General features: G+C 56.1%; 22 protein-coding genes. 13 read left to right on the plus strand and 9 right to left on the minus strand.

Annotation, left to right across the window (positions count from 1 at the left end; translation table 11 throughout):
* Positions 1 to 99 precede the first annotated feature (99 nt).
* Positions 100 to 1,491 carry an amino acid permease gene (locus IB226_RS05190; RefSeq protein WP_192233953.1) on the plus strand — a complete coding sequence of 464 codons (1,392 nt, stop codon included), beginning with the start codon at positions 100 to 102 and terminating at the stop codon, positions 1,489 to 1,491.
* Here the strand turns inward: IB226_RS05190 and IB226_RS05195 are convergent.
* Positions 1,488 to 1,901: a hypothetical protein gene (locus tag IB226_RS05195; protein WP_008106403.1), complete on the minus strand. Its 414-nt coding sequence runs from the start codon at positions 1,899 to 1,901 to the stop codon at positions 1,488 to 1,490. The two genes, IB226_RS05190 and IB226_RS05195, sit on opposite strands and share 4 nt — an antisense overlap.
* A 176-nt stretch (positions 1,902 to 2,077) precedes the next feature.
* Between IB226_RS05195 and rstA the strand changes: the two genes are divergently transcribed.
* From rstA to IB226_RS05220, 5 genes are all read left to right on the plus strand, one after another.
* Complete coding sequence (rstA, locus tag IB226_RS05200; protein ID WP_176971912.1) at positions 2,078 to 2,803, plus strand: two-component system response regulator RstA; 726 nt, start codon at positions 2,078 to 2,080, stop codon at positions 2,801 to 2,803.
* The gene (rstB, locus tag IB226_RS05205) at positions 2,800 to 4,110 is read left to right on the plus strand and encodes a two-component system sensor histidine kinase RstB (RefSeq protein ID WP_137385849.1); all 1,311 of its coding nucleotides are present in this window, start codon (positions 2,800 to 2,802) and stop codon (positions 4,108 to 4,110) included. Before rstA ends, rstB begins: the two co-directional genes overlap by 4 nt.
* 12 nt (positions 4,111 to 4,122) lie before the next feature.
* Positions 4,123 to 5,610 carry a carboxypeptidase M32 gene (locus IB226_RS05210; RefSeq protein ID WP_192233955.1) on the plus strand — a complete coding sequence of 496 codons (1,488 nt, stop codon included), beginning with the start codon at positions 4,123 to 4,125 and terminating at the stop codon, positions 5,608 to 5,610.
* Positions 5,611 to 5,780: 170 nt separating this feature from the next.
* Entirely contained in the window at positions 5,781 to 6,251 is a 471-nt protein-coding gene (asr, locus tag IB226_RS05215) for an acid resistance repetitive basic protein Asr (RefSeq protein WP_007888004.1), read from the plus strand.
* Between the two features lie 278 nt (positions 6,252 to 6,529).
* Positions 6,530 to 7,336: a serine protease gene (locus IB226_RS05220; protein WP_192233956.1), complete on the plus strand. Its 807-nt coding sequence runs from the start codon at positions 6,530 to 6,532 to the stop codon at positions 7,334 to 7,336.
* A gap of 156 nt (positions 7,337 to 7,492) precedes the next feature.
* Here IB226_RS05220 and hrpA read toward each other — a convergent pair whose 3' ends face one another.
* Entirely contained in the window at positions 7,493 to 11,389 is a 3,897-nt protein-coding gene (hrpA, locus tag IB226_RS05225) for an ATP-dependent RNA helicase HrpA (RefSeq protein ID WP_192233958.1), read from the minus strand.
* A gap of 231 nt (positions 11,390 to 11,620) precedes the next feature.
* On the opposite strand from hrpA, the gene IB226_RS05230 reads away from it, so the two are divergent.
* The 3 genes from IB226_RS05230 (at position 11,621) to IB226_RS05240 (ending at position 13,722) form a co-directional block, all read left to right on the plus strand.
* Positions 11,621 to 12,220 carry an FMN-dependent NADH-azoreductase gene (locus tag IB226_RS05230; protein WP_110866220.1) on the plus strand — a complete coding sequence of 200 codons (600 nt, stop codon included), beginning with the start codon at positions 11,621 to 11,623 and terminating at the stop codon, positions 12,218 to 12,220.
* A gap of 89 nt (positions 12,221 to 12,309) precedes the next feature.
* Positions 12,310 to 13,014: a GNAT family N-acetyltransferase gene (locus IB226_RS05235; RefSeq protein WP_192233960.1), complete on the plus strand. Its 705-nt coding sequence runs from the start codon at positions 12,310 to 12,312 to the stop codon at positions 13,012 to 13,014.
* A 48-nt stretch (positions 13,015 to 13,062) separates the two neighbouring features.
* The gene (locus IB226_RS05240) at positions 13,063 to 13,722 is read left to right on the plus strand and encodes an NAD(P)H-binding protein (protein ID WP_101764309.1); all 660 of its coding nucleotides are present in this window, start codon (positions 13,063 to 13,065) and stop codon (positions 13,720 to 13,722) included.
* Between the two features lie 5 nt (positions 13,723 to 13,727).
* Here the strand turns inward: IB226_RS05240 and IB226_RS05245 are convergent, their stop codons facing one another.
* Genes IB226_RS05245 through IB226_RS05260 form a run of 4 tightly spaced genes read right to left on the minus strand, consistent with a single transcriptional unit; the run spans position 13,728 to position 18,212 of the window.
* The gene (locus tag IB226_RS05245) at positions 13,728 to 15,041 is read right to left on the minus strand and encodes an MFS transporter (protein ID WP_137385856.1); all 1,314 of its coding nucleotides are present in this window, start codon (positions 15,039 to 15,041) and stop codon (positions 13,728 to 13,730) included.
* 35 nt (positions 15,042 to 15,076) lie between these two features.
* A complete protein-coding gene (locus tag IB226_RS05250; RefSeq protein WP_101764307.1) occupies positions 15,077 to 15,397 on the minus strand; it encodes a YdbL family protein in 321 nt (106 codons plus the stop codon).
* Between the two features lie 11 nt (positions 15,398 to 15,408).
* Positions 15,409 to 15,597, minus strand: a complete 189-nt coding sequence (locus tag IB226_RS05255) for a YnbE family lipoprotein (RefSeq protein ID WP_008106429.1) — start codon at positions 15,595 to 15,597, stop codon at positions 15,409 to 15,411.
* Positions 15,594 to 18,212 carry a YdbH family protein gene (locus IB226_RS05260; protein ID WP_192233962.1) on the minus strand — a complete coding sequence of 873 codons (2,619 nt, stop codon included), beginning with the start codon at positions 18,210 to 18,212 and terminating at the stop codon, positions 15,594 to 15,596. The genes IB226_RS05255 and IB226_RS05260 overlap by 4 nt, the downstream gene beginning before the upstream one ends.
* Positions 18,213 to 18,381: 169 nt before the next feature.
* Here IB226_RS05260 and IB226_RS05265 point away from each other — a divergent pair, with 169 nt between their 5' ends.
* A complete protein-coding gene (locus tag IB226_RS05265) occupies positions 18,382 to 19,374 on the plus strand; it encodes a 2-hydroxyacid dehydrogenase (protein WP_192233964.1) in 993 nt (330 codons plus the stop codon).
* Positions 19,375 to 19,390: 16 nt separating this feature from the next.
* On the opposite strand, the gene IB226_RS05270 is transcribed toward IB226_RS05265, so the two are convergent.
* The gene (locus tag IB226_RS05270; RefSeq protein ID WP_061718809.1) at positions 19,391 to 19,663 is read right to left on the minus strand and encodes a DUF333 domain-containing protein; all 273 of its coding nucleotides are present in this window, start codon (positions 19,661 to 19,663) and stop codon (positions 19,391 to 19,393) included.
* 189 nt (positions 19,664 to 19,852) lie between these two features.
* Here IB226_RS05270 and IB226_RS05275 point away from each other — a divergent pair, with 189 nt between their 5' ends.
* On the plus strand, positions 19,853 to 20,509 hold the full coding sequence (locus IB226_RS05275; RefSeq protein ID WP_061718808.1) for an MgtC/SapB family protein: 657 nt from the start codon (positions 19,853 to 19,855) through the stop codon (positions 20,507 to 20,509).
* 138 nt (positions 20,510 to 20,647) lie between these two features.
* The gene (nifJ, locus tag IB226_RS05280; protein WP_192233966.1) at positions 20,648 to 24,175 is read left to right on the plus strand and encodes a pyruvate:ferredoxin (flavodoxin) oxidoreductase; all 3,528 of its coding nucleotides are present in this window, start codon (positions 20,648 to 20,650) and stop codon (positions 24,173 to 24,175) included.
* 56 nt (positions 24,176 to 24,231) lie between these two features.
* Here the strand turns inward: nifJ and IB226_RS05285 are convergent, their stop codons facing one another.
* Positions 24,232 to 24,432 carry a DUF2767 family protein gene (locus tag IB226_RS05285; RefSeq protein ID WP_008106442.1) on the minus strand — a complete coding sequence of 67 codons (201 nt, stop codon included), beginning with the start codon at positions 24,430 to 24,432 and terminating at the stop codon, positions 24,232 to 24,234.
* A gap of 282 nt (positions 24,433 to 24,714) precedes the next feature.
* Here IB226_RS05285 and ttcA point away from each other — a divergent pair, with 282 nt between their 5' ends.
* The gene (ttcA, locus tag IB226_RS05290) at positions 24,715 to 25,650 is read left to right on the plus strand and encodes a tRNA 2-thiocytidine(32) synthetase TtcA (protein WP_101764303.1); all 936 of its coding nucleotides are present in this window, start codon (positions 24,715 to 24,717) and stop codon (positions 25,648 to 25,650) included.
* 50 nt (positions 25,651 to 25,700) lie between these two features.
* Here the strand turns inward: ttcA and IB226_RS05295 are convergent, their stop codons facing one another.
* Positions 25,701 to 25,847, minus strand: a complete 147-nt coding sequence (locus IB226_RS05295; RefSeq protein WP_167391210.1) for a hypothetical protein — start codon at positions 25,845 to 25,847, stop codon at positions 25,701 to 25,703.
* Positions 25,848 to 25,929 lie beyond the last annotated feature (82 nt).

The following is a 25,929-nucleotide window of genomic DNA, read 5'->3' on the forward strand; positions in this document are numbered from 1 at the left end:
TGTTTTTAGGGGATTCCGTTTCAAAGTTGGCTCATTGCCACGCGACACTCCAGCGGAATCGTCACCACCCAGCATACTCTGCTGTTTAGGATGGGCGTTTTGGATAAAAAATTAGGTCTTAGTGCGCTCACCGCGTTGGTACTCAGCTCTATGCTGGGCGCTGGCGTGTTCAGCCTGCCGCAAAATATGGCAGCGGTTGCCGGCCCGGCGGCGCTGCTGATCGGCTGGCTCATCACCGGCGTTGGCATCATCTTCCTGTCGCTCGCCATGCTGTTGCTGACGCGGCTGAAGCCGGAGTTGGATGGCGGCATCTTTACCTATGCGCGCGCCGGATTTGGCGAGCTGATGGGCTTCTGCTCGGCGTGGGGATATTGGCTGTGTGCGGTCATTGCCAACGTCTCTTATCTGGTGATCGTCTTCTCGGCGCTGAGTTTCTTTACCGACACGCCGGATCGCGTGGTGTTTGGTGATGGCAATACGTGGCAGGCGATGCTCGGCGCGTCGGTGCTGCTGTGGCTGGTGCATTGTCTGGTGCTGCGCGGCGTGCAAACTGCGGCCAGCATTAATGTGCTGGCGACCCTGGGAAAACTGGTGCCGCTGTTGCTGTTTGTGGTGCTGGCGCTGCTGGCATTCAACTACGATCGCTTCCGCTTTGATTTCAGCGGCGTGGAACTCGGTCAGCCGCTGTGGCAGCAGGTGAAGCAAACCATGCTGATCACCTTGTGGGTATTTATTGGTGTGGAAGGCGCGGTGGTGGTTTCTGCGCGTGCGCGTAATAAACAGGATGTCGGACGCGCCACGCTGATGGCGGTGCTGGCCGCGCTGCTGGTCTACTTGCTGGTTACGCTGCTGTCGTTAGGCGTGATTCCGCGTGCCGAGCTGGCGCAGATGCGCAACCCTTCTATGGCGGGTTTGATGAAGCATTTGCTCGGTCACTGGGGCGATGCGGTGATTGCGGTCGGATTGATTATTTCGGTGTGCGGCGCTTATCTGAGCTGGACGATTATGGCCGCTGAAGTGCCGTTCCTCGCCGCACAACAAGGTGCCTTCCCGCGCAGCATCGCGCGTCAGAACCGCCACAACTCCCCTTCGGCGTCGTTATGGCTGACCAACGGCAGCGTACAGGTTTGCCTGATTTTGATCGCCTTAACCGGTGCGGATTACAACACGCTGCTGACCATCGCTTCAGAAATGATTTTGGTGCCCTATCTGCTGGTGGGTCTGTATCTGATTAAGGTGGTGCGCGGGCAGAACAAACCCTGGGCGATGTTTACCGGCGTCGGTGCCAGCGCGTATGGCATTTGGCTGCTGTATGCGTCGGGTCCTTTGCATCTGCTGCTCTCTGTTGTGCTCTATGCGCCTGGATTGCTGCTGTTCCTGTTTGCACGACGCGGCGGCCGTGGCGACAAGGTGTTGTCACAGCTGGAGCGCATCGCGATTGTGTTGTTGATTGCGGCGTCACTGCCCGCGTTGTGGCAGCTAACGAATTAGTGCGGCTGGACGGGAATGGAAACGCACAGCAGGTCATCCTGCTGTGTCAGATTGAGCGGCTTACGGTATTCCTGATGAATAGCGTCAAGCTGCTCCGCTGACAGCGGATACGGCAGCTGAATATCAAAGCGGCTGATGTGTTGTTGTTCGGCCAGGGTTATCAAACGCGCGATATTAATCTCGTCGCTCACCTGTGTTGAAATGATTTGTAATGCTAATTCTTTCAGATGGTCGTCGCTGGCCTGAAGATTGTGCGCCGATTTACGCGTCACCATGCCAAAAATAGGCATCACGCCATAAATGGCATCGACAAAACTCCAGCGTTTTTTGCAGGAAGCGGAGAGAAAATCACTGTAATTGAAGCAGATGCGATCACTGTATCCGGCTGAAGCCAGCTCTTTATCAGACACTCTCGCACTCCTCCTGTTTTTCGTTACGGTTCCGAACCTTGCGCGACAACGCGCCGCTAATGATGGCACATTTCACGGTATACATACCAGTCACGCAGGGATATTTCGTGCGGTAGCGTAGAGCTCAGGACCAGGAAAAGCTATGCTGCTGAGATTCTCATCCGTCACAGTGAATTATGAACAAAATCGTCTATGTGGAAGATGAGCCAGAAGTGGGCGAACTGATCGCCGCTTATCTTGGCCGCCACGATATTGAAGTTATTGTTGAAACGCGCGGTGACCGCGCCGAAGCCACCATCGCCCTGCACGATCCCGATTTAGTGATGCTGGATATCATGTTACCCGGCAAAGATGGCATGACACTGTGCCGCGATCTGCGTGCCAGCTGGCAAGGTCCGATTGTGCTGCTCACCTCGCTCGATAGCGACATGAACCACATTCTGTCGCTGGAGATGGGCGCTAACGATTACATCCTCAAAACCACGCCGCCGGCGGTGTTGCTGGCGCGCCTGCGTTTGCATCTGCGTCAGGCGCATGTCGGTCAGCCGGAAGTGACGCCCGCCCTACAAAGCTCACAACGCGTGCTGCGTTTTGGTTCCCTGACCATCGACTCGCTCAATCGTCAGGTGACGCTGTTTGAGGAGAATATTGTGCTATCCACCGCCGATTTCGATCTGCTGTGGGAACTGGCTAATCACGCCGGACAGATCCTCAATCGCGATGCGCTGCTGAAAACCCTGCGCGGCGTGACCTACGATGGCATGGATCGCAGCATCGACGTGGCAATTTCTCGCTTACGCAAAAAACTCTACGACAGCGCCACCGAGCCATTCCGCATCAAAACCATCCGTAACAAAGGCTATCTGTTCGCGCCGCAGGCCTGGGATACCCGTTCCGCATGAGAAAGCTCTTTATTCAGTTCTATTTGCTGCTGTTCGTCTGTTTTCTGGTGATGACGCTGCTGGTTGGGCTGGTATACAAATTCACCGCCGAACGCGCCGGACGCCAGTCGATGAACGACTTGATGGCCAGCTCGCTTTTTTTGATGCGCAGCGAACTGCGCGAGATCCCACCGCGCGACTGGAGCAAAACCATTCGCAGCCTCGATCTTGACCTGTCGTTTGATCTGAATATTGAACCGATGAGCAAATATCAGCTGGGTGATGCAGACATGAAGCGCCTGCGCGCCGGGGAAATCGTGGCGATTGACGATCAGTACACCTTCTTACAGCATATTCCGCGCAGCCACTATGTGCTTTCCGTTGGCCCGATTCCGTATCTTTTCTATCTGCATCAGATGCGCATTCTGGATATCGCGCTGCTGGCATTTATCGGGATGTCGCTGGCGCTGCCGGTGTTTATCTGGCTGCGTCCGCACTGGCAAGAGATGCAGCGGCTAGAGAAAGCCGCGCAGCGTTTTGGCCGTGGCGAACTCGACGTGCGCACCCATTTTGAAAGCACCTCAAGCCTGCACAGTCTTGGCGTGGCGTTTAATCAGATGGCGGAGAACATCAACACGCTGGTTGCCAGTAAGAAACAACTGATTGACGGCATCGCACACGAGTTGCGTACGCCGCTGGTACGACTGCGCTACCGGCTGGAGATGAGCGATAACCTCACCGCCACGGAATCCGCCGCGCTGAACCGCGATGTGGGCCAGCTGGAGAGTTTGATTGAGGAGTTGCTGACGTATGCGCGCCTCGATCGTCCGCGCGTTGATCTTCATCTGCAATCCTTCGATCTGGCGCAATGGCTGCGTGTACATATTGAAGACGTGCAAACCATGAATCCGCAGACGCAGATTGCGCTGGATATCCCGCAGCTGGAGAACGTCGGCAGCGCCGATACGCGCCTGATGGAGCGTGTGCTGGATAATCTGGTGAATAACGCCCTGCGTTATGCGCAACAGCGCCTGCGCGTCAGCTTATGGTTTGATGGCGCGCTGGGCTGTTTGCAGGTGGAAGACGACGGTCCGGGCATTCCGCAGGAAGAGCGCGCCCGCGTGTTCGAACCTTTTGTACGCCTCGATCCAAGCCGCGATCGCGCCACCGGCGGTTGTGGTTTGGGTCTGGCGATCGTGCACTCCATTGCGCTGGCCATGCAGGGAAATGTCTCGATTGAGAGCAGCCCGCTTGGCGGCGCCAGCGTTCGCTTTTGCTGGCCGGTTGATCTACCCTTGCGGGACATTGCGCCACGCTTACCGTCATAAGGAGCTTTTTACGTGACTTCAGCTTATCAAGAACTTAGCCGCACTTTTCAGCGTCTCTCCCGCTTTGGCCATTTAGGCGCCATTGCCGGTGTCGATATGCAAACCACCATGCCGCCGGGCGGCAGCGAGGCACGCGGTGAAGCGATGGCCGAACTGAGCGTGTTCATGCACGAAGTGCTGACCGATAAACGCCTCGGCGGGCTGTTTGATGCCGCGCAGCAGGAATCATTGAATGATGTCGAGCAGGTTAACCTGAGCGAGATGCAGCGCGCCTGGCAGCAAGCGACGCTGCTGCCCGCCTCACTGGTGGAAGCCAAGTCGCTGGCCGGTTCGCGCTGTGAACACGCCTGGCGTCAACAGCGTCCGGCAAACGACTGGCAAGGTTTCTCCGCCAATCTGAAAGAAGTGGTCAAGCTGAGTCGTCAAGAGGCGCAGCTGCGTGCCGATGCACTCGGCGTATCGCGCTACGACGCGCTGCTGGATGTGTTTGAGCCTGGCATGACCAGCGCGCAGCTGGATCAAACCTTTGGCGATCTGAAAAGCTGGTTGCCCGACCTGCTACAAAGAGCAGTGGCGAAGCAGCAGCAAACCCCGATCGCGCAGCCGGTGGGTCCGTTCGCTATCGAATCGCAGAAACAGCTCGGCCTGAGCGTGATGAAAACGCTGGGCTTCGATTTCAATCACGGCCGTTTAGATGTGAGTGCGCATCCGTTCTGCGGCGGCGTGCCGGAAGATGTGCGCATTACCACGCGTTACAACGAGAACGACTTCCTCAGCGCCATGATGGGCGTGATCCATGAAACCGGCCATGCGCGCTACGAGCAGAATTTGCCAAAACAGTGGCGCGGTCAGCCGGTGGCGCAAGCGCGTTCTACCGCAATTCATGAGTCGCAAAGCCTGTTTATGGAGATGCAGCTGGGGCGCAGTGAAGCCTTCCTGCAACATATCCATCCGCAGGTGGTGGCGCTGATGGGCGATCAGCCTGCGCTGGCGCTAAACAACTTTATCCGTCAGGCGCAGCGCGTGAAGCCGGGCTTTATTCGTGTCGACGCTGATGAACTGAGTTATCCGGCGCACGTGATTTTACGTTACGAAATCGAGCGCGAGCTGATTGAGGGCGAGATTGAAGTTGAAGATATCCCGGCGCTGTGGGACGAGAAGATGCAGCAATCGTTGGGCATTGATACGTGTGGTAATTATCGCGATGGCTGCATGCAGGATATTCACTGGACCGACGGTGCGTTTGGCTATTTCCCAACCTACACCTTGGGTGCGATGTATGCAGCCCAGCTGTTCCAGGCGGTGAAGCGTGCCATTCCGCAGGTTGAGACGCTGATCCAGCAAGGTGAGTTGCAGCCAGTGTTTGACTGGTTACAGCAGAACATCTGGCAGCACGGCAGCCGTTTCCCAACGCAGCAGCTGCTGATCAATGCCACCGGCGAAGCGCTGAATCCGCGCTATTTCCGTCAGCACCTTGAACAACGTTATCTCTCTGAGTAAACTGCGCGGCGGCCGATGCGGCCGCTCTTTTCTCTTTCTTTACGCCGCTTTGTACAATCCGTTACACGCCGATACCAATGCCTCACGGAAAGCCTGAATTGTTTTTCATATAGTGTTTTCACCGGCCCCGCAGTGGGCTACACATGAAAAAATAGTTCGAGGATTTTGCAATGAAAAAATTATTTGCACTGGTGATCGCCGCTGCTATGGGTATGTCTTCTGTTGCTTTCGCTGCTGAGACCACAGCTGCTCCAGCAACGCCAGCAACCACTGCAGCGCCAGCGAAACACAAAGCAGTACACCATAAGAAACCTGCTGCTCAGAAAGCGCAGGCTGCTAAGAAGCACAAAAAAGTAGAGAAGAAAGCGCCAGCTGCACAGAAAGCTCAGGCCGCTAAAAAGCATCATAAAAAAGCAACCAAGCCAGCGGCACAGAAAGCCCAGGCTGCTAAAAAGCACCACAAAAAAGCAACCAAGCCAGCTGCACAGAAAGCCCAAGCTGCTAAAAAGCACCACAAAGCAACCAAGCCAGCTGCACAGAAAGCTCAGGCTGCTAAAAAGCACCACAAAGTAACCAAGCCAGCTGCGCAGAAAGCTCAGGCTGCTAAAAAACACCACAAAGTGAAAAAAGCAGCTAAATAAGATCGCCTTTAGCGCCAACACCGTATTGATGATTGAAAACACCCGGTTATGCCGGGTGTTTATTTACTGGAGTAGCGAAAAATGGTGCGTCGCTATCGCTTCGAAATTATTCTGATTGTGATGATCCTCTGTGGCATAGTTGCAGCCAGCTTTTTTATCTAGTCGTTGTAGCGTGCTGATTACTCCAATATTTCTCCCTTTTTCACCGCTCACCGACTATAGTTATCGCTCAAGCGTGATGACAACAACTTCTACTTATTCTCGCCATTGAGAGAACTATGCGCCTGGCTATCCTGTTACTCGTTGGTCTTTTCAGTTTTACCCACACAGCACATGCCGATGATGAAGATGGGCCAAGCCCGGAAGACATCAAAACGTTGTTCTTTGGCAAAGATCATCGCCAGGCGATTAGCGACGTGAGCGCCGCGCCCTGGGATGCCATCGGTCAGTTAGAGACCGAAAGCGGTAACCTCTGCACTGCCACCTTGATTTCTGCCCATCTGGCGTTGACCGCCGGACACTGTTTATTGGCTCCGCCCGGCAAGTTTGATAAGCCGGTGGCGCTGCGTTTTATGGCCAGCGCGAAAGGTTGGCGCTACGAGATTCATGATATTGATGCGCGCGTTGAACCCTCTTTAGCGCGCCGGTTGCAGGCAGACGGCGAAGGCTGGATCGTGCCGCCGGGAGCCGCTCCCTACGATTATGGGCTGGTTATTTTGCATAATCCGCCCTCCGGTATTGTGCCGATTCCATTGTTTGAGGGTTCGCGTGGCGATTTAACCACCGCGTTGAAAACCACGCAACGTAAAGTGACGCAAGCCGGATATCCGGCCGATCATCTGGATACGCTCTATTCGCACAGCGATTGTTTAGTGACCGGTTGGGCGCAGCGTGCAGTGTTGTCGCATCAGTGCGATACCTTGCCGGGCGACAGCGGTTCGCCGCTGCTGTTGAAGAACGGTGATGAGTGGCAGTTGATTGCGGTACAGAGTTCAGCACCCGCGCCGGCCGATCGTTACCGTGCCGATAACCGCGCGATTGCGGTGCCGTCCTTTAAAGATAAGCTGGAAGAGTTAGCCCAGTAATTCTGCCCTCTCAGGCAAAAAGGCGGGGCCGCTACGTAAAGTCGCCGTGGACCCATCCCTGGGGCCTCTGCACCGTCTTGCCGTTTTCTTCGCGAATTTTGCGATGTTAAAACCGCGCTGTTTCGTAGCGGCGCGATTTATCGCGCCATCTAACAATTAACTCAACTGCTCCATCGCCTGCAGAATACGCTTATCCGAAATTGGATAAGGCGTGCCCAGCTGCTGGGCGAAATAGCTAATTCGCAGCTCTTCCAGCATCCAGCGAATCGCCTGCACGTCGGCATCATCCTGACGCTGGGGCGGCAATTTATTCCGCCACGTCTGCCAGGCTTGCTCCACCGCCTGCACTTTCAGCATACGCGCACGATCGCTGTGAGGATCGACCGGCAGCTTCTCAAGACGACGCTCAATACCTTGCAGATAGCGCAGCGTATCACCAAGACGCGACCAGCCATTGCCGGTGACGAAACCGCGATACACCAGGCCATTCATTTGCGCTTTGATATCGCCTAACGCCAGCGCCAGCGACATATCCACGCGTCCTTTAAGGAACTTGTTAATATTGAACACGCAGGTCAGGATCTGTTCGACCTGTTTAGCGATGGTGACCACGGTTTCATTCAAATCAGCACGCACTTTGTCGCGCAGCTGTTCGAAGTTTTCCTGTTGCCACGCCGGGCCGCCCGCCTCCGCCATCAGCTTATCAACGCCGCAGGCGATGCAGTCATCGATCAGTTCCAGCACTTTGCCGTAGGGATTGAAGTACAAACCGAGTTTGGCTTTGTTCGGTAGCTTCTCGTGCAGATACTTGGTTGGCGACGGAATGTTGAGCAGCAGCAGGCGACGCTGACCGCGCCACATCATTTTCTGCTGTTCCACTTCGCTATCGAACAGGCGAATCGCCACGCTGTCCTTTTCATCCACCAGCGCCGGCCAGGCTTTGACCTGATAGCTGCCGCGCTTCTGCTCGTAGCTTTGCGGCAAATCGCCAAAGCTCCAGATGTGCAAACCGCTCTGTTCCAGGCCATCATCCGCCACTTTCGACAGCGTTTCCTGCACTTTGCCTTTCAGCAGCAGCCGCAGCTGATGCAGATTTTTGCCTTCCTGCAGCTTACGGTTGTGCTCGTCAACCACCCGGAAAGTCATTTTCAGGTGATCGGGCACCTGATCCCACTGCCAGGCTTCCCGGTCAATGGTGACGCCGGTCATGCGGCGGAATTCGCGTTCCAGCGCATCCAGCAACGGCAGTTCCATCGCCGTAACGCGACCGAGAAACGCTTCGGCGTAGTTGGGCGCGGGTACCAGATTGCGGCGCACCGGCTTGGGCAGCGATTTGATCAGCGCGATAACCAGTTCGCGGCGCACGCCCGGAATTTGCCACTCAAAACCGGTCTCTTCAATTTGGTTCAGCAGCGGCAGCGGAATGTGCACCGTCACGCCATCGGCATCCGCGCCCGGTTCAAACTGATAGCTCAGTTTGAGCTTCAGGTTGCCTTGATGCCAGAAGTTGGGGTAATCGAGCTGGCTGACTTTGTCCGCGCCGTCTTTGATCAGCATTTGCTTATCAAAGCTCAGCAGATCCGGATTCTCTTTGCTGGCCTGCTTCCACCAGCTATCGAAATGGCGTGCAGACACCACGTCGCTGCCGATGCGGCGATCGTAGAAAGCGAACAGCGTTTCATCATCGACCAGAATGTCGCGTCGACGCGATTTGTGCTCCAGATCTTCAATTTCGTTGCGCAGTTTCAGGTTATTGCGGAAGAACGCGTGACGCGTCTGCCAATCGCCCTCCACCAGCGCATGACGGATAAACAGCTCGCGGCTCAGTTGCGGATCGATGCGGCTGTAGTTAACCTTACGCGCCTGCACAATTGCCAGGCCGTAAAGCGTCACTTTTTCCGTCGCCATCACCGCGCCCTGTGCTTTTTCCCAGTGCGGTTCGCTGTAACTGCGTTTAATCAGATGCTGCGCCAGCGGTTCGATCCATTCCGGATCGATACGCGCGGCAACGCGGCCCCATAAACGGCTGGTTTCCACCAGTTCTGCCACCATCGTCCACTTCGGCGGCTTCTTAAACAGCCCGGAACCGGGGAAGATGGCGAAGCGCGCGTTGCGAGCGCCGGTAAACTCCTGCTTGTCGTTATCTTTCTGACCAATATGCGACAGCAAGCCGGTGAGCAAAGCGCAGTGCACTTCACGATACGGCGCGGGTTCGCTGTTGACCGGCATCCCCTGTTCCCGCACCACCTGACGCAGTTGCGTGTAGATATCCTGCCATTCACGCACGCGCAGATAGTTAAGGAACTCGGTTTTACACAAGCGGCGGAAGTGATTGCTGGAGAGCGCTTTTTGCTGCTCCTGCAGGTAATTCCACAGATTTACGAAGGCGAGGAAATCAGACTCTTTATCCTCAAAACGACGATGTTTTTCGTCAGATGCCTGCTTTTTATCCGAAGGACGCTCGCGCGGGTCCTGAATCGATAGCGCCGCGGTGATGATCATCGCTTCGCGTACGCAGCCAAATTTTTGCGCTTCCAGCACCATGCGCGCCATACGCGGATCGACTGGCAACTGCGCGAGCTGGCGGCCCGAAGGCGTCAGCTTGTAGGTTTCGTCTTCACTCAGCGTGATGGCACCCAGCTCTTCCAGCAGGCGCACGCCATCCTGAATATTGCGCTTGTCCGGCGCTTCGACAAACGGGAAGGCAGCAATATCGCCCAGTCCCAGCGCGGTCATCTGCAGAATCACCGAGGCGAGGTTAGTACGCAGAATTTCGGGATCGTTAAATTCCGGGCGGCTGAGGAAATCATCCTCGGAATAGAGGCGAATACAGATACCTTCCGAAACGCGGCCGCAGCGCCCTTTTCGCTGATTAGCGGAAGCCTGCGAAATCGGCTCAATCGGCAAGCGCTGCACTTTAGTGCGGAAACTGTAGCGGCTGATACGTGCGGTGCCAGGATCGATAACATATTTGATGCCAGGCACGGTCAGCGAGGTTTCCGCCACGTTGGTCGCCAGCACGATGCGGCGTCCACTGTGCGACTGGAACACGCGGTTTTGCTCGGCGTTCGACAGGCGCGCATACAGCGGCAGAATCTCGGTGTGCGCAATATCGCGCTTCATCAGCGCATCGGCGGTATCGCGGATTTCGCGCTCGCCGCTCATAAAGATCAGGATATCGCCGCGGCTCTCTTGGCCCAGCTCATCGACCGCATCGAAAATCGCCTGCAGCTGATCGCGATCGGTGTCGTCAGCCTCTTCCACCATTGGGCGATAACGCACTTCGACCGGATACGTCCGGCCGGACACTTCAATCACCGGCGCATTGTGGAAATGGCGTGAGAAGCGCTGCGGATCGATGGTCGCTGACGTGATAATGACTTTTAAGTCGGGACGACGCGGCAACAGTTCGCGCAGATAGCCGAGCAGGAAATCGATGTTGAGACTGCGTTCGTGTGCTTCATCGATAATGATGGTGTCGTACTGCAGCAACAGGCGATCCTGCTGGATTTCTGCCAGCAGGATACCGTCGGTCATCAGCTTAACCTGGGTGGTTTCGCTCACCTGATCGTTAAAGCGCACCTTGTAACCGATGGTGCCGCCGAGCGAGGTTTCCAGCTCATCGGCAATGCGGTTGGCCACGGTGCGCGCCGCCAGACGACGCGGCTGAGTATGACCAATCAGCCCTTTAACTCCGCGCCCCAGCGCCAGGCAGATTTTCGGCAGCTGCGTGGTTTTACCCGATCCGGTTTCACCCGCGACGATCACCACCTGATGCTGACCGATCGCATCAGCAATATCCTGCTGCTTCTGACTTACCGGCAGGTTGTCAGGGAAAGTGATGCGCGGTGTCGCCGCCGTGCGCTGCGCCAGGCGCTGCTCCGCCGCGACAAATTCCGGCTCCAGTTCAGCCACAATGCCCTGCTGCGCCGCAGGATTTTTCACCTTTGCAGCGCCCAGCAGTCGACGTCGCAGACGTTGACTGTCGCGCAGCGTCAGATTATCGAGCCGCGGCCAGAGGGAGGCTAAAGGTGAAGAGTCGGATGATGACATAGCGATGCGTTACCTGTTGTTGCAGCGGGCAGATGATTTCCCGGCGGATTCAAGCAATTAATGGTCGGCATCATAGCACAATTTGGAACACCTGCCTGAACGGGACGTGCGAGGTTATTCAATTATTTCGAACATTGATCTCGAAATATTGCGCTTTTACCCCGCGGGCTAACTCCGTACAGTGTAAAGCATTGAGCGGTAAGCCAACCGCGTAACGCACAGGAAAATACCATGAGCAAAGTTTTAGTTCTGAAATCAAGCATCCTCGCTGGTTACTCTCAGTCAAATCAACTGGCTGACTTCTACGCTGACGAAGCACGCGCTAAAGGTGACTCGGTTACCGTACGTGATTTAGCCGCGCAGCCGATTCCGGTGCTGGATGGTGAGCTGGTTGGCGCGCTGCGCCCATCCGATGCCCCACTGTCACCACGTCAGCAGGAAGCGCTGTCTCTCTCCGATGAGCTGATTGCTGAACTGCAAGCCCATGACACCGTGGTTATTGCCGCACCCATGTACAACTTCAACATTCCAACTCAGTTGAAAAATTACTTCGATCTGATTGCCCGCGCTGGCGTGACCTTCCGTTACACCGAAGCAGGCCCGGAAGGTCTGGTGACCGGCAAACGTGCGGTGATCCTCTCCAGCCGTGGTGGCATCCATAAAGATACGGCCAGCGATCTGCTGACGCCATACGTGAAGCTGTTCCTCGGCTTCATCGGTATCACTGACGTGGAGTTCGTGTTCGCGGAAGGCATCGCTTATGGTCCAGAAGTGGCGACCAAAGCGGCTAACGATGCAAAAGACGCCATCAAACAAATTGTTGCTGCGTAATCATTTTTTTCGCATGATCAATGCCCGTCAGGTTTAACTGGCGGGCATTTTTTTTGCTGTTATTTTTCAGCACAGCGAAAGGAGATGAAGTGACACAACACAATCAATATGGTCAGCCTATCGGTTTTGCGCTACCCGACTGGCAACCCGCAATCTTCCCGCCCGCTGCTATTCTCACTGGCCGCTTTTGCCATCTCACACCGCTTCAACTCAATCACGCGCCTGCCCTGCTTACCTCCTTTTTGCAGGCACCCGACGATCGCGACTGGACCTGGCTTGGCGCATCGCAGCCACAATCCTTAGTCGAGATGAACGATTGGATTGCTAACAAAATAGGTGACCGTGGATTGGTCAGTTATGCGGTGATCGATCAGGCTAATCAGCAAGCGGTTGGCGCGGTCTGTTTCGCCAATATCGACGTGCAGAACGGCGCGATTGAGATTGGCCATGTGACCTGGTCGCCGCTGATGCAGCGCAACGTATTGGGCTCTGAAGCGTTATATCTGCTGTTGCAGCAGGCCTTCGCGCTCGGTTATCGCCGCGTGGCTTGGCGTTGTGATTCCCTAAATCTGGCGTCCCGACGCGCAGCTGAACGTATCGGCTTTACCTTTGAAGGTCGTTTTCGTCAGGCCATGACGCGCAAACAGCGCAATCGCGATACCGATTGGTTATCGATCATTGATGGTGAATGGCCGCCGATTCAGCAGGCTTTAACCCAATGGCTGGCGGTGGAGAATATGGATCAGCACGGACGCGAAAGGCAAAAGCTGCGCTGCTTTTTCTCCGCAGATTGACGTTGGCTATACTGACTCGCTGTTATCCACGCAATTTAAGAGGTACTCATGTCCAAGGTATTTATCATTGGCGGCGCAGGCAACATTGGCCGTCGTCTGGCATCACTGCTGGCCGCAAACGGGCACGTTGCGCGCCCGCTGTTTCGCAAAGCGGAACAGGAGCAGCCTTTGCGTGAACGGGGTGCGGAGCCGGTTAACGGCGATTTAACCGCGCTGGACGCAACATCGCTGGCCGCGCTGATGAAGGGCAGCGATGTGGTGGTCTTCACCGCCGGTGCCGGTGGCAAAGGCGGTGAAGAGATGACGAACGCCATTGATGGCAAAGGATTAACTACCGCAGTTGCTGCCGCGCAGCAGGCCGGCATCTCACGCTTTCTGCTGGTTTCGGCTTTCCCTGAAGCCGGCAGAAACAAAAACCTCTCCGCCAGCTTCGAAAACTACATGCGCGTGAAGAAAGCAGCAGATGTCGAGCTGGCGCAAAGCGATCTGGATTGGGTGATTTTACGCCCCGGCACGCTAACGGATGAGCAAGGCCAAGGCCGGGTGCGTGCTGGTTTGGCCATCCCGTATGGCGATATTCCTCGCGATGACGTGGCGGCGACGCTGGCTGAAATCATCGATCAACCGGCGGTCAGCCGGGTGATCATTGAGTTAACCGGCGGTGAAGTGCCGGTGCATGAAGCAGTTAAGCAACTGGCAACACGCTAGCGTCTTCAACCATCTGCTTCATCCAGCGAACGCAGATGGTCTTTTTTGTTTAGCGTCATCAGCGCCGGAATACTGATTGCAGCCGTGACCATGATGTACCAGGCGGGGATATCCAGATTCCCCGTTTGCTTAATCAGGGAGGTGATAATCAGTCCGGCACACCCCGAGAAAACCGCGTTAGAGAGTGAATAGGCCAGCCCCAGCCCGGTATAGCGGACGCGCGTGGGGAACATTTCAGCTAACATTGCCGGGCCCGGTCCTGCCAGCAATCCCACAATTCCACCCGCCACAAACACCACCAGCGCCTTGATCAACAGCGTTGAGGACTCGGCCTGCAACACTTTCAATAACGGTAATGCCAGCACTAGCAACAAACATGCCGCGATAACCATCACGCTGCGGCGTCCGATTTTATCGCTAAGCATGCCCGCTGGAATGATGGTGGCGGCAAAGCCAAGATTGGAGATCACCGCAATCAATAGCGCCTGGTTAAAGCCGGTGTGCAGCGAAGATTGCAGATAGGTTGGCATGATCACCAGATAGGTATAGCCCGCCGCTGACCACACCATCACGCGGCTGATTGCCAGCAAGATAATCCTGAGCGTCGCGCCAAAACTGGCGCTGACCGCCATTGGCTGATGCGCTTTTTGCGTTTGCTGCTGACGCACGAAGCTGGGCGTTTCTTCCATGCTGTAGCGCAGCCACAGCGCCACCATCCCCATCGGCAAGGCGAGGAAGAAGGGAATGCGCCAGCCCCAACTGTGCATCTGATCCACACTCAACACCGCCGACAGCAACGCGACAATGCCAGCGCCCGCCAGCAGGCCCAACGCCACGGTGAATGATTGCCAGGCACCGTAACGTCCTCGCTGCCCTTTGGGGGCAAACTCTGTCATCAGTGACACCGCACCGCCGTATTCCCCCCCAGCAAACAAGCCCTGCAGAATACGCAGACCGGTAATGATCAGCGGCGCCGCCACGCCAATGCTGGCATAGGTGGGAATAATGCCGATCGCGGTCGTTACCAGCGTCATCATGATCAAGACAAAAATCAGCGTCGGCTTGCGCCCAATACGATCGCCCATGCGGCCAAAAAATATTGCGCCCAACGGACGGAAGAAAAAGGCGATGGCGAAGGAAGCGTAGGTCAAAATAATGCCGGTCAGCTCGGCTTCGCCTTGCAGGCGAAAGAAGTTCTGCGCGATCACCGTCGCGAGAAAGCCATAAACCGCAAACTCGTACCATTCAATGAAATTGCCCACTGAACCGGCGATTAAGGCGCGCTTCTGTGCATCCGTTGTCGTTTGAGGCATTGGCATTTTAAGCTCCCAAAAAGATTATCTGCGGATAAACCTTACTTACGCAGCCACTGCCCATTGATGCCGCGCACATACTCGCCGCTACCTGCGCGGTTCACCAGCTTTTCGCCGGCGATGCGCGCCACTTCGCTGGCAGTCAGGTTATTTTGCTGCGCCACGCGCTGATATTGCTGCAGGCGGCCATCGTTGATGCGCTTGACCAGCGCCAGCGTTTCTTCGTCCTGCTGACGCGCCGCCACATAGCCGCTGAGCGTTTCGCCCACGCGCCCCTGTTGACGCGCCTCATCCAGCGTGAGCGCCCAGGCAGACGGCATCAACAGCAGCGCCGCAAGCAGCGCGATCCCCTTGCGTTTCATCATGCTTCTCCTCAAAACAGTCCGCTCTGATTCTTCAGCAGCGCTTCCACATCTTTATCCACCTTGATGTGAATCTCATGCTCAATTTTGACGTTCATATTGATGGTGATGGGCTCTTTCGGCGCCGCAACTTCAATGCGCGGCACGCAGCCAATCAGCGGCAGCCAAGCTGCCAGCACCAGTAATGCCCTGAGGCTCATGGTTGGGGATCCTTCTTCGAGGGTAAGGTGGCATTTTGCTCCACCCAGGATTGCAAATTATCGCCAAAGCGCAGGCTGCGCCACAGCTGGAACAAATTTTCCTGATGCCGGTAGTTCAGATTAACGGTCTGTCGGCGGTTACTGAACTGGCTAACGCCTTTCACTTCCGATTGCATGATTAGATTGCCGAAGTTATCCAGATCGATAGTGGCCCATGAACGCGAGATTTCCATGTAGCGCAGCCAATCCAGCGCCGCTCCGGCCGCAAAGTTATTGCTGACAATCGCGTCCGCCATATCTTTATCCAGCCGGAAGGTGAGCGGACCGCTGTTGGCGATCCAGCCCTTTTCAACCAGCCATTGCGGATTATTCACCCACAGCGGCAATTCGCCATTGACCTTGCCAGACATGGCAAACTGCTTGGGTTTGATCGCGCTGACCAGCTTGCTGAGATTGATCTCCTTCAGCGAGACGCGCGCCGCTTGATGCTGTGGCATGCGCAGTTCGGGCATGCTGACGTGTCCGCCTAACAGATCGAGATTGACGTTGCTGAGCGTTAGCGGCTGGCGCTCCTGCCATGGATAGTGACCTTGCAAATCAGCGGTGATGTTTTGCAGTGAGAACTGATTTTTTACTTCGGCGATACGCAGTGAAACCGGGCCGCGCCGTCCAAGCTGCCATTGATGATCCTTCAGCCGGAACGGCAGCGAGAAATCGATGCCGTTGATTTCACTGTCCGGCATCCACAGGCTGCCGTTTTTCACCGTCCAGTGACCGCCCGCTTCAAAGCCCTGCTCGCTAGCCGCCGAGAATGCCACCTGCGCGCGCAGTTCACCCGACTGGATACGCATTTTTAAATCGCTGCTGAGCAGCGGCTGGAACACCGTCAAAGATTGCGCCGGCCACCAGGCTTCGCCGCGCAGACGTTCGCCGTCCCAGCGGCCATGCACGCGTACCGGGCCAATATCCTCCGCCGTCAGCTGACCGCGCCAGATAAACTGGCTGGGATCGCTGCCTTTGGCTTCAAAATTAAGTTCTGATGGCGGCAGCCAGCCGCCGTAGCTGAACTGGGTTTGACCGGATTTGAGCGTGAAGCCACCGTTAAACGCCGGATGCGAGGGATCGCGCTGCCAGCGCACCGGCGCATTGAGCGTCAGGCGCGGTTTAGCCACTTGCACCATGCCGTACGCCAGCTGATCGAAACCGGTATTCAGCGTGTCGAGGCTGATCAAAGTGTCCTGCCAGCTGCCGGTGCCCTTCACGTCCCATTTGGCGGTGAGCGGCTCGATCAGGCCGTCCCCCCAATAACGCCAGTTCCACACGCCGCTGTCGGGCCAGAAATCGCTGGCGCGGCCATCGAGATGCAATCTGAAACGACCAAAGCTGGGATCGTGTGCCTTAAGTATTGCCTGCAGGCGACCATTAATTCCGCTCGACGCCACCGTCACGCCCGCCAGCGGCCAGCGCGCTTCATCCACTTCCAGCGTTGAGAGCAAGCGACCGCGCAAACGCAGCAGCGCGCCTTGTTTCAGGGTCAATTGCGGATCGGTCAGCACGCCGTGCAGTAAGCCCGGCATGCTACCAAACAGCTGCAGATCGGCGAATTTGCTCTCGCCGGTCAACTGGAACGGCAAGGCGCTATCGACCATGCTCAGTTTGCCCGGGCCAACGCTTAATACCAGATTGCCTTTACCGCCGCGCCCTTGCGTCAGCAAATTAAATCGCCCGCTGACCAGCGTGTTTTCCAGTCCTTGCTGCCAGTTTTCCAGCGTTACTGCCACGCCACCCGATAGCGGCTGATCGGCCTGCGGCCAGCGCCATTGACCTTGCGTAATACGAATCTGCCGCTCATCGACCTGCCACGGCAGCTGCAGCAGCGGCTGATCGTCATCCTGCTGTGTCACCGTCAGGGTGCCTTGCTGTTGCCGCCAGTTAAGCGTCAGGGCCAGCGGCTGCGGCCACTGCACAATATTGAGGTCAGCGCTGAGTTCGCCCGCTACCGGCAAGCCATCGGCAAAGGTTGGCAAGGTGACATCGCCATGCAGGTTGAGCGGTTTGGGCAGTAAAGGATGACTGAGCTGCAGCTGGGCAATCTGCAGCAGTTGGCCTTGCAACCGCGCATCCACACTCAGGTTGTCGCCCTGATAATGCAGCCGCTGCACATCGTTATTTAAGGTGAGATCGAAACGTCCGGCATATTGTTGCCACGGCAGAATGGTGATTTTTTGCAGGTGGACATCGGCGCCAGGCAACATCTTCTGCCAGTCGGCCAGGCTGCGCGGCGCACCGCTCGCTTCGCTGTGCGGCAGCGATTGCAGGCAGTCGCTGTTGAGTTGGACTTCACCCGCGCTAAGTTGCCAGCGCTTTTGCTGCCAGCCGAGCGCCGCATCGCTGACGTTTGCCAGTTCACAATCGCCCGCCAGATAGCGCACCGACGGGAAATGCAGCGCACCCTGCTGCCAGCGCGGCGTGCCGTTGAGTTCCACTCGGGTGTTTTCGGGCAGCCAGATACCGGCCAGACGCGGCAACCATTGCGTGAGCGTCAGCAGCAATCCCAATAGCAGCAGTATCAGCGCCAGCAGCGCAGCAAGTGTTCGGCGAAGGCCACGCGTCATGGCAATTAACGTTCCTGTTCTTTACACAATCCTGACGAGGCCAAATGATGGCATGTTACGTCCGGCAAATGAAGGTGTTAGCGACATAGTCTGGCTGAAGCACAGCAAAATGACGCGGAAAACGTTATCCTGTTGTGATACCGACGTTGCATTTTTCAGGAGCGAAACAATGAAAGTTGCGGTTTACAGCACCAAGCATTACGACCAAAAATACCTTGAACACGTCAACGACAGCTACGGATTTGAGCTGCAGTTTTTTGACTTCCTGCTGACACCGGCGACGGCAAAGAACGCCGCGGGCTGTGATGCGGTGTGTATTTTCGTCAACGATGATGCCAGCAAAGCGGTGCTGGAAGAGTTGGCGGCGCTGGGCGTGAAGCACGTTGCGCTGCGCTGTGCCGGTTTCAATAACGTCGATCTGGCGGCGGCGAAAGCGCTCGGCTTAAACGTGGTGCGCGTCCCGGCGTATTCGCCAGAAGCGGTGGCGGAACATGCGGTTGGCCTGATGATGACGCTGAATCGTCGCATTCACCGCGCCTATCAACGCACGCGCGACGCTAACTTCTCGCTGGATGGCTTAACCGGCTTCAACATGCATAACAAAACCGCGGGCGTGGTCGGAACCGGCAAGATTGGTATCGCGGCGATGCGTATTCTCAAGGGATTTGGCATGCGCCTGTTAGCGTTCGATCCCTATCCAAGCCAGGCGGCGCTGGAGCTGGGCGCGGAATATGTCGATCTCAAAACGCTGTTCGCTGAAGCCGATGTGATTACGCTGCACTGTCCGCTTACGCCGGAAAACCACCATCTGCTCAACGCGCAGGCGTTCAGCCAAATGAAAGATGGCGTGATGATCATCAACACCAGCCGTGGCGGTTTGATTGATTCACAAGCGGCAATTGATGCGCTTAAGCAGCAGAAGATTGGTTCGCTGGGAATGGATGTGTATGAAAACGAGCGCGATCTGTTCTTTGAAGACAAATCGAATGACGTGATTCAGGATGATGTGTTCCGTCGTCTGTCGGCCTGTCACAACGTGCTGTTCACCGGCCATCAGGCTTTCCTGACCGCCGAAGCCTTGACGGCAATTTCAGAAACCACGCTCAGCAACTTGCAACAGCTGGAACGCGGCGAAATCAGCCCGAATCAGGTCACCGCTTAACCCTTCTGCGCCTGCCTTAGCGGGCGCAGCTTCCACCCATTAGCGCCTGTTCGTCACAGCGACGACCATTCGCCAACTGGCACATACCGATGCGTGAACCGTCTAACTGACGCGAAAACGCCAGCGATCCCCCGGCATTACTGCAATTCACTTCAGCCATTGATGACATCACAACGCGCGGTTGTACGTGGGCGGCAGTAGCTTGTTGCGGCGGTTCGTTGTCACTGTTGCTGCTGCAGGCAGAAAGTAACAAGGTGGCGCCAGCCAGCAGGAAGAGAGCAGCTTTCATCGATGGGGCTCCGGGGATTGAGCGAAAAAGTCGCACCAGCATATGTCAGGTGCGCTGAGGGATCGATAGGCGACACAGCTTTTTACAAAATTTAATTTCATTGTTTGCAAGCAGAATTATCCTGTTTGAGTTATTTCCGCCCTTTTCACCCGGCGGATGATTTGTTTATCAACAACTAAGGAGGGAACGATGTTGACGGATATGCTTATCCGCATCGCGCTGGCGGGAATTCTCGGCGGACTGATTGGCCTGGAACGGCAGCTGCGCGCCAAAGAGGCCGGTTTGCGCACCCATATCCTGGTCGGTATCGGCAGCGCGATGTTTATGCTGGTATCGAAATATGGCTTTGCCGATATGTTAGTCAGCGACCATGTAGCGCTCGATCCCAGCCGTATTGCGGCGCAGGTGGTGAGCGGCATGGGCTTCCTTGGCGCCGGTACCATCATTATTCAGAAGCAAGTGGTGAAAGGTCTTACTACCGCCGCCGGTTTATGGGTCACTGCGGCGATTGGTCTGGTGATCGGTAGCGGCATGTATGAAATCGGTATCTACGGCACCGTGCTGGCGCTGGTGGTGCTGGAGACGTTCCGTCGCATCAGTCACTGGCTGATTGGCCGTCACCATACGCTGCTGGTGCACCTCAAACCGAAAAGCGTGCCGCTGGTGCTGCTGGTGCTGCAACGCGAAAATGTGCGCTACGGTCACATCGCCGTAGTGAACCGTGATGAAGAGGTTGGTCTGTGCGAACTGAGCGTTGAGGTGACGTTGTCACGACGTACACCAATGCATAATATCTATGACAAAGTGATGGAAATCAAAGGCGTTCAATCGTTAGAGATGATGTAAAAATCATCAATGTTAGATTGCGGTGCGCTGCCATCTCGCTAGCACACAGATGAAAAAGTCGCGTCCAAGCCCTTTGCTAAACTGAACTGATAACCCCCGTAAAGTTTGCGGGTTTCTCAGCGTAGCAAAGGACGATTTATGATTACCGTCGACGGTAACGGTGCAGTGGCTTCAGTCGCCTTCCGCACCAGCGAAGTGATTGCCATTTATCCCATCACGCCCAGCTCAACCATGGCCGAGCTGGCGGATAGCTGGTCCGGCGAAGGCCGCCGTAATATCTGGGGCGATGTGCCGCGCGTGGTCGAGATGCAATCTGAAGGCGGCGCGATTGCCACGGTGCACGGCGCGCTGCAAACTGGCGCACTCTCAACCACGTTTACCTCTTCGCAGGGATTGCTGTTGATGATCCCGACGCTCTACAAACTGGCGGGCCAGCTGACGCCGTTTGTGCTGCACGTCGCGGCGCGGACCGTGGCGACGCACGCGCTGTCGATATTTGGCGATCACTCCGATGTCATGGCAGTACGACAAACCGGCTGCGCGCAGCTCTGCGCCTCCAGCGTGCAGGAAGCGCAGGATTTTGCCCTGATTGCACAAATCGCCTCACTGAATAGCCGCATCCCGTTTATCCACTTCTTCGATGGCTTCCGCACCTCGCACGAGATCAACAAGATCGTGCCGATCAGCGATGAAACCTTGCAGGCGCTGATGCCCGCCGAGGCAATTAACGCCCATCGCGCTCGTGCATTAACGCCAGATCGACCAACGATTCGCGGCACATCCGCCAACCCTGATACCTATTTTCAGTCACGTGAAGCCACCAACCGCTGGTATGACGATTGCACCCAGCACGTTGAGGCTGCAATGACCGCGTTTGGCATAAATACCGGCCGCCATTATCAGCCGTTTGAGTTTTACGGCCATCCGCAGGCCGAGCGCGTAATGGTGATGATGGGCTCCGGCTGCGGCACGGCTGAAGAGGCGATTGATGAAATGCTGCAGCGTGGCGAGAAAGTCGGGCTGGTGAAAGTGCGCCTCTATCGCCCGTTTTCGGCGGCGTATTTGCTGCAAAAGATCCCCGCTTCCGCCCAGCGGATTGCGGTGCTCGATCGCACCAAAGAGCCCGGCGCGCTCGGCGAACCGCTATTCCTGGATGTGATGACCGCGCTGGCTGAAGCTTACAGCCGTGGCGAGCGTGCGTCGCTGCCGAAGGTAATCGGCGGTCGCTATGGTTTGTCGTCGAAAGAGTTCGCACCCGATGCGGTGCTGGCGGTGTTTCGTGCCTTGCTGCGCGAAACACCGCCAGCGCGTTTTACCGTCGGCATTTACGACGACGTCACCCATCTTTCGCTGCCGCTGGAAGCCAATATCGTGCCGAATCGTGCACGGCTTGAAGCGCTGTTTTATGGTTTGGGCAGCGACGGCAGCGTCAGCGCCAGTAAAAACAACCTGAAGATAATCGGTAACGCCACGCCGTGGCAGGTGCAGGGCTATTTCGTCTACGACTCGAAGAAAGCCGGCGGCCTGACGGTTTCCCATCTGCGCGTCAGTGAATATCCGATTCAATCCGCCTATTTGATTCAGCAAGCCGACTTCATTGGCTGCCATCAGCTGCAGTTTATCGATAAGTATTCGATGCTCGATCAGCTTAAACCGGGCGGGATTTTTCTGCTCAATACGCCCTACAGCGCTGAGGAAGTGTGGTCGCGCCTGCCGCAGGAAGTGCAGAGCCAGCTCAACGATAAACAGGCGCGATTTTATGTGATCAACGCTGCGCGTATCGCGCGCGAATGCCAGTTGGGCGCACGCATCAACACCGTGATGCAGATGGCCTTTTTCCAGCTGACCCAGATTTTGCCGGGCGATAGCGCGTTAACTGAACTGCAAAACGCCATTGCGCGCAGCTACAGCAGCAAAGGCGAAGAGCTGGTGCAGCGCAACTGGCAAGCGCTAGCGATGGCACAACAAGCGCTGCAGAGGGTGCCGCTGCAGCCGGTAGACGATCGCAGTCCGCATCGCCCGCCGGTGGTGTCCGATAGCGCACCCGATTTCGTCAAAACCGTCACCGCAGCGATGCTGGCCGGCCTTGGCGATAAACTGCCGGTTTCGGCACTGCCGCCTGATGGAACCTGGCCAGTTGGCACCACGCAATGGGAAAAGCGCAATATCGCCGAAGCCGTGCCGATCTGGCAGCCCGATCTCTGTACGCAGTGCAACCATTGCGTCGCCGCCTGCCCGCACTCAGCCATTCGCGCCAAAGTGGTCGATCCTGCAGCGCTGGACGATGCGCCAGCTTCGCTCGCTTCACTCGATGTGAAATCGCGCGATATGCGCGGACAGAAATACGTGCTGCAGGTAGCGCCGGAAGATTGCACCGGCTGCAATCTTTGCGTGGAAGTGTGCCCGGCCAGCGATCGCCAGCATCCGGAAATCAAAGCCATCAACATGAAATCACGCCTGGAGCATGTTGAGACGGAAAAGGTCAATTACGCTGCCTTCCTTGCGCTGCCGGAGATCACCGCCGAGCAGCTGGAACGTATTGATATTCGCACCTCGCAGCTGATTACGCCGCTGTTTGAATATTCCGGTGCCTGCTCGGGCTGCGGGGAAACGCCCTATATCAAACTACTGACGCAGCTGTATGGCGATCGCTTGCTGATTGCCAATGCCACCGGCTGCTCCTCCATTTATGGCGGTAATCTGCCTTCCACGCCTTACACCACCAATGCTGAAGGTCGCGGTCCGGCGTGGGCGAATTCGCTGTTTGAAGATAATGCCGAATTTGGTCTGGGCTTCCGCTTGAGCGTCGACCAGCAGAAACAGCGCGCGCTGAGATTACTGGATCAATGCGCTGCGCAGCTACCGGCGGCATTGGTTGACGCATTAAAAGGTGACAACGTCACCATTTCGCAACGACGCGAGCAGATTACACAGCTGCGCGCCCTTCTCGGGGCTTCACCGCAGCCTGAAGCCAAAGCGTTAAACGAAGCAGCGGATGCGCTGGTGGCGAAATCAGTCTGGCTAATTGGTGGTGATGGTTGGGCGTACGACATTGGCTACGGCGGCCTCGATCACGTGATGAGCCTGAGCGAAAACGTCAACGTGCTGGTGCTGGATACGCAGTGCTACTCCAATACAGGCGGCCAGGCATCAAAAGCGACGCCGCTCGGCGCGGTGACCAAGTTTGGCGAACAGGGGAAACGCAAGGCGCGTAAGGATCTCGGCATGTCGACGCTGCTGTATGGGCATGTGTATGTGGCGCAGATTTCGCTGGGCGCGCAGCTCAATCAAACCGTGAAAGCGATTCAGGAAGCGGAAGCCTGGCCGGGACCCTCGCTGATCATCGCTTACAGCCCGTGTGAAGAGCATGGCTACGATCTGGCTTATAGCCACGAACAGATGCGCCTGCTGACCACCAGCGGTTTCTGGCCGCTTTATCGTTTTGATCCTCGACGCGCCGAGCAAGGTAAAGCCGCGCTGGCGCTGGATTCGCGTCCGCCGACCTCGGAACTCGAACAAGCATTAATGAACGAGCAGCGTTTCCGCCAATTGCAAACTCAGCGGCCAGAAGAAGCGTCGCAGCTGTGGCGTGATGCAACGGAAGCCGCCAGTCAGCGTTATCAGCGGCTGGCCGAGTTAGCCGGGAAAACCGAGAAAAGCGAGTAGATGAAAAAGCCCGGCGCGATGGCCGGGCGTTGCTTTGCTGGGTTAATGTTGATGGATTAACACGGCTTGAGCTGAACGATGGCCATCTCTACCGCCCGATTCGGTGAACCGGTGAGTTCACGATAGCGCAACTGTAGATTGCGCAACTCGCTGGCTAGCACCTCTTTTTCGGTTGCTGCGCCTCGCTGTGCCAGCTCCAGATAACATTGCCCCACCAGCCGACACGCCTCTTCAAAAACCATATCGTACGTTTGCATTTGCCGCTCCTCACCTAAAGAAAGTAAAAAAAGCACTTCGGCCATCCTGTCAGGCCCAGATGAGGTAAATATTTGCCCAGATCAATAAATAGCCAGATTGTTCTGACAAAGTGCGCGCCTTTGTCTCAAGCGCATTGAGTTATCATCAGAAAAGAGATCACTTCAGGCTAGCATTCGCGCCCGCAATCCGTACCATACGCAGTCATGTTTATAGGGTTTATTGCCGTTGAAGATTGCTTCAGCCGCTAACGGCCCTCGCCTTCACTCTCAAGCGTGAAAATAATGTCAGAAAATCAAGAAGTAACAAAAAAAGAGCAGTACAACCTCAACAAACTGCAGAAGCGTTTGCGTCGCAACGTTGGCGAAGCCATTGCTGACTTCAACATGATTGAAGAAGGCGATCGCATCATGGTTTGTCTGTCTGGTGGTAAAGACAGCTACACCATGCTGGAGATCCTGCGTAATTTGCAGCAGAGCGCGCCGGTGAACTTCTCGCTGGTGGCGGTGAATCTCGACCAGAAACAGCCCGGTTTCCCGGAGCATATTCTGCCGGCCTATCTGGAACAACAAGGCGTTGAGTATCACATCGTTAACGAAGACACTTATTCCATCGTTAAAGATAAGATTCCTGAAGGCAAAACTACCTGCTCGCTCTGTTCGCGTCTGCGCCGCGGTATTCTGTATCGCACCGCCACCGAGTTGGGTTGTAGCAAAATCGCCTTAGGTCATCATCGCGACGATATTCTGCAGACCATGTTCCTCAACATGTTCTACGGCGGCAAGATGAAAGGCATGCCACCAAAACTGATGAGCGATGACGGTAAACATATCGTGATTCGTCCGCTGGCATACTGCCGCGAGAAAGACATCATTCGTTTTGCGGAAGCGCGCCAGTTCCCGATCATTCCGTGCAACCTGTGTGGTTCGCAGCCGAATCTGCAACGTCAGGTGGTTGCCGACATGCTGCGTGACTGGGATAAACGTTATCCGGGCCGTATCGAAACCATGTTTACCGCGATGCAGAATGTGGTGCCATCACATATGGCCGACATTAATCTGTTCGATTTCAAGGGCATCAAACACGGTGATGCCGTGGTGGATGGCGGTGATTTGGCGTTTGATCGCGAAAGCTTGCCGGTGCAGCCTGCGGGTTGGCAGCCAGAAGAGGATGATGCGCCGAATCTCAGCGTACGTCTTGATGTGCTGGAAATTAAGTAATCGGTTTTGCTGTGAAAAAGGCGCGTCGCTTCGGCTACGCGCCTTTTTTATTAACGGTGCGGCGGTGGATCCTGGATCGGTGGGAATTCGGGATCGTGCGGTGGCTGTGCGGGTGGTATCGGCTGCGGTTGTGGAATCGGTTCGGGAATCGGTGGTGGATCGGTAGGAATCGGTTCGCTGGCAATGATCTCTTGCATGCCCTTCTCCTTGTCGCTGAATGTTCTTTAAGCATAGGAAAGGTTGGCCGAGCAAGCCAGGCAGGCAAAAAAAAAGCCGGCG

Source organism: Pantoea sp. PNT03 (assembly GCF_014852515.1).
GTDB lineage: Bacteria > Pseudomonadota > Gammaproteobacteria > Enterobacterales > Enterobacteriaceae > Pantoea > Pantoea leporis.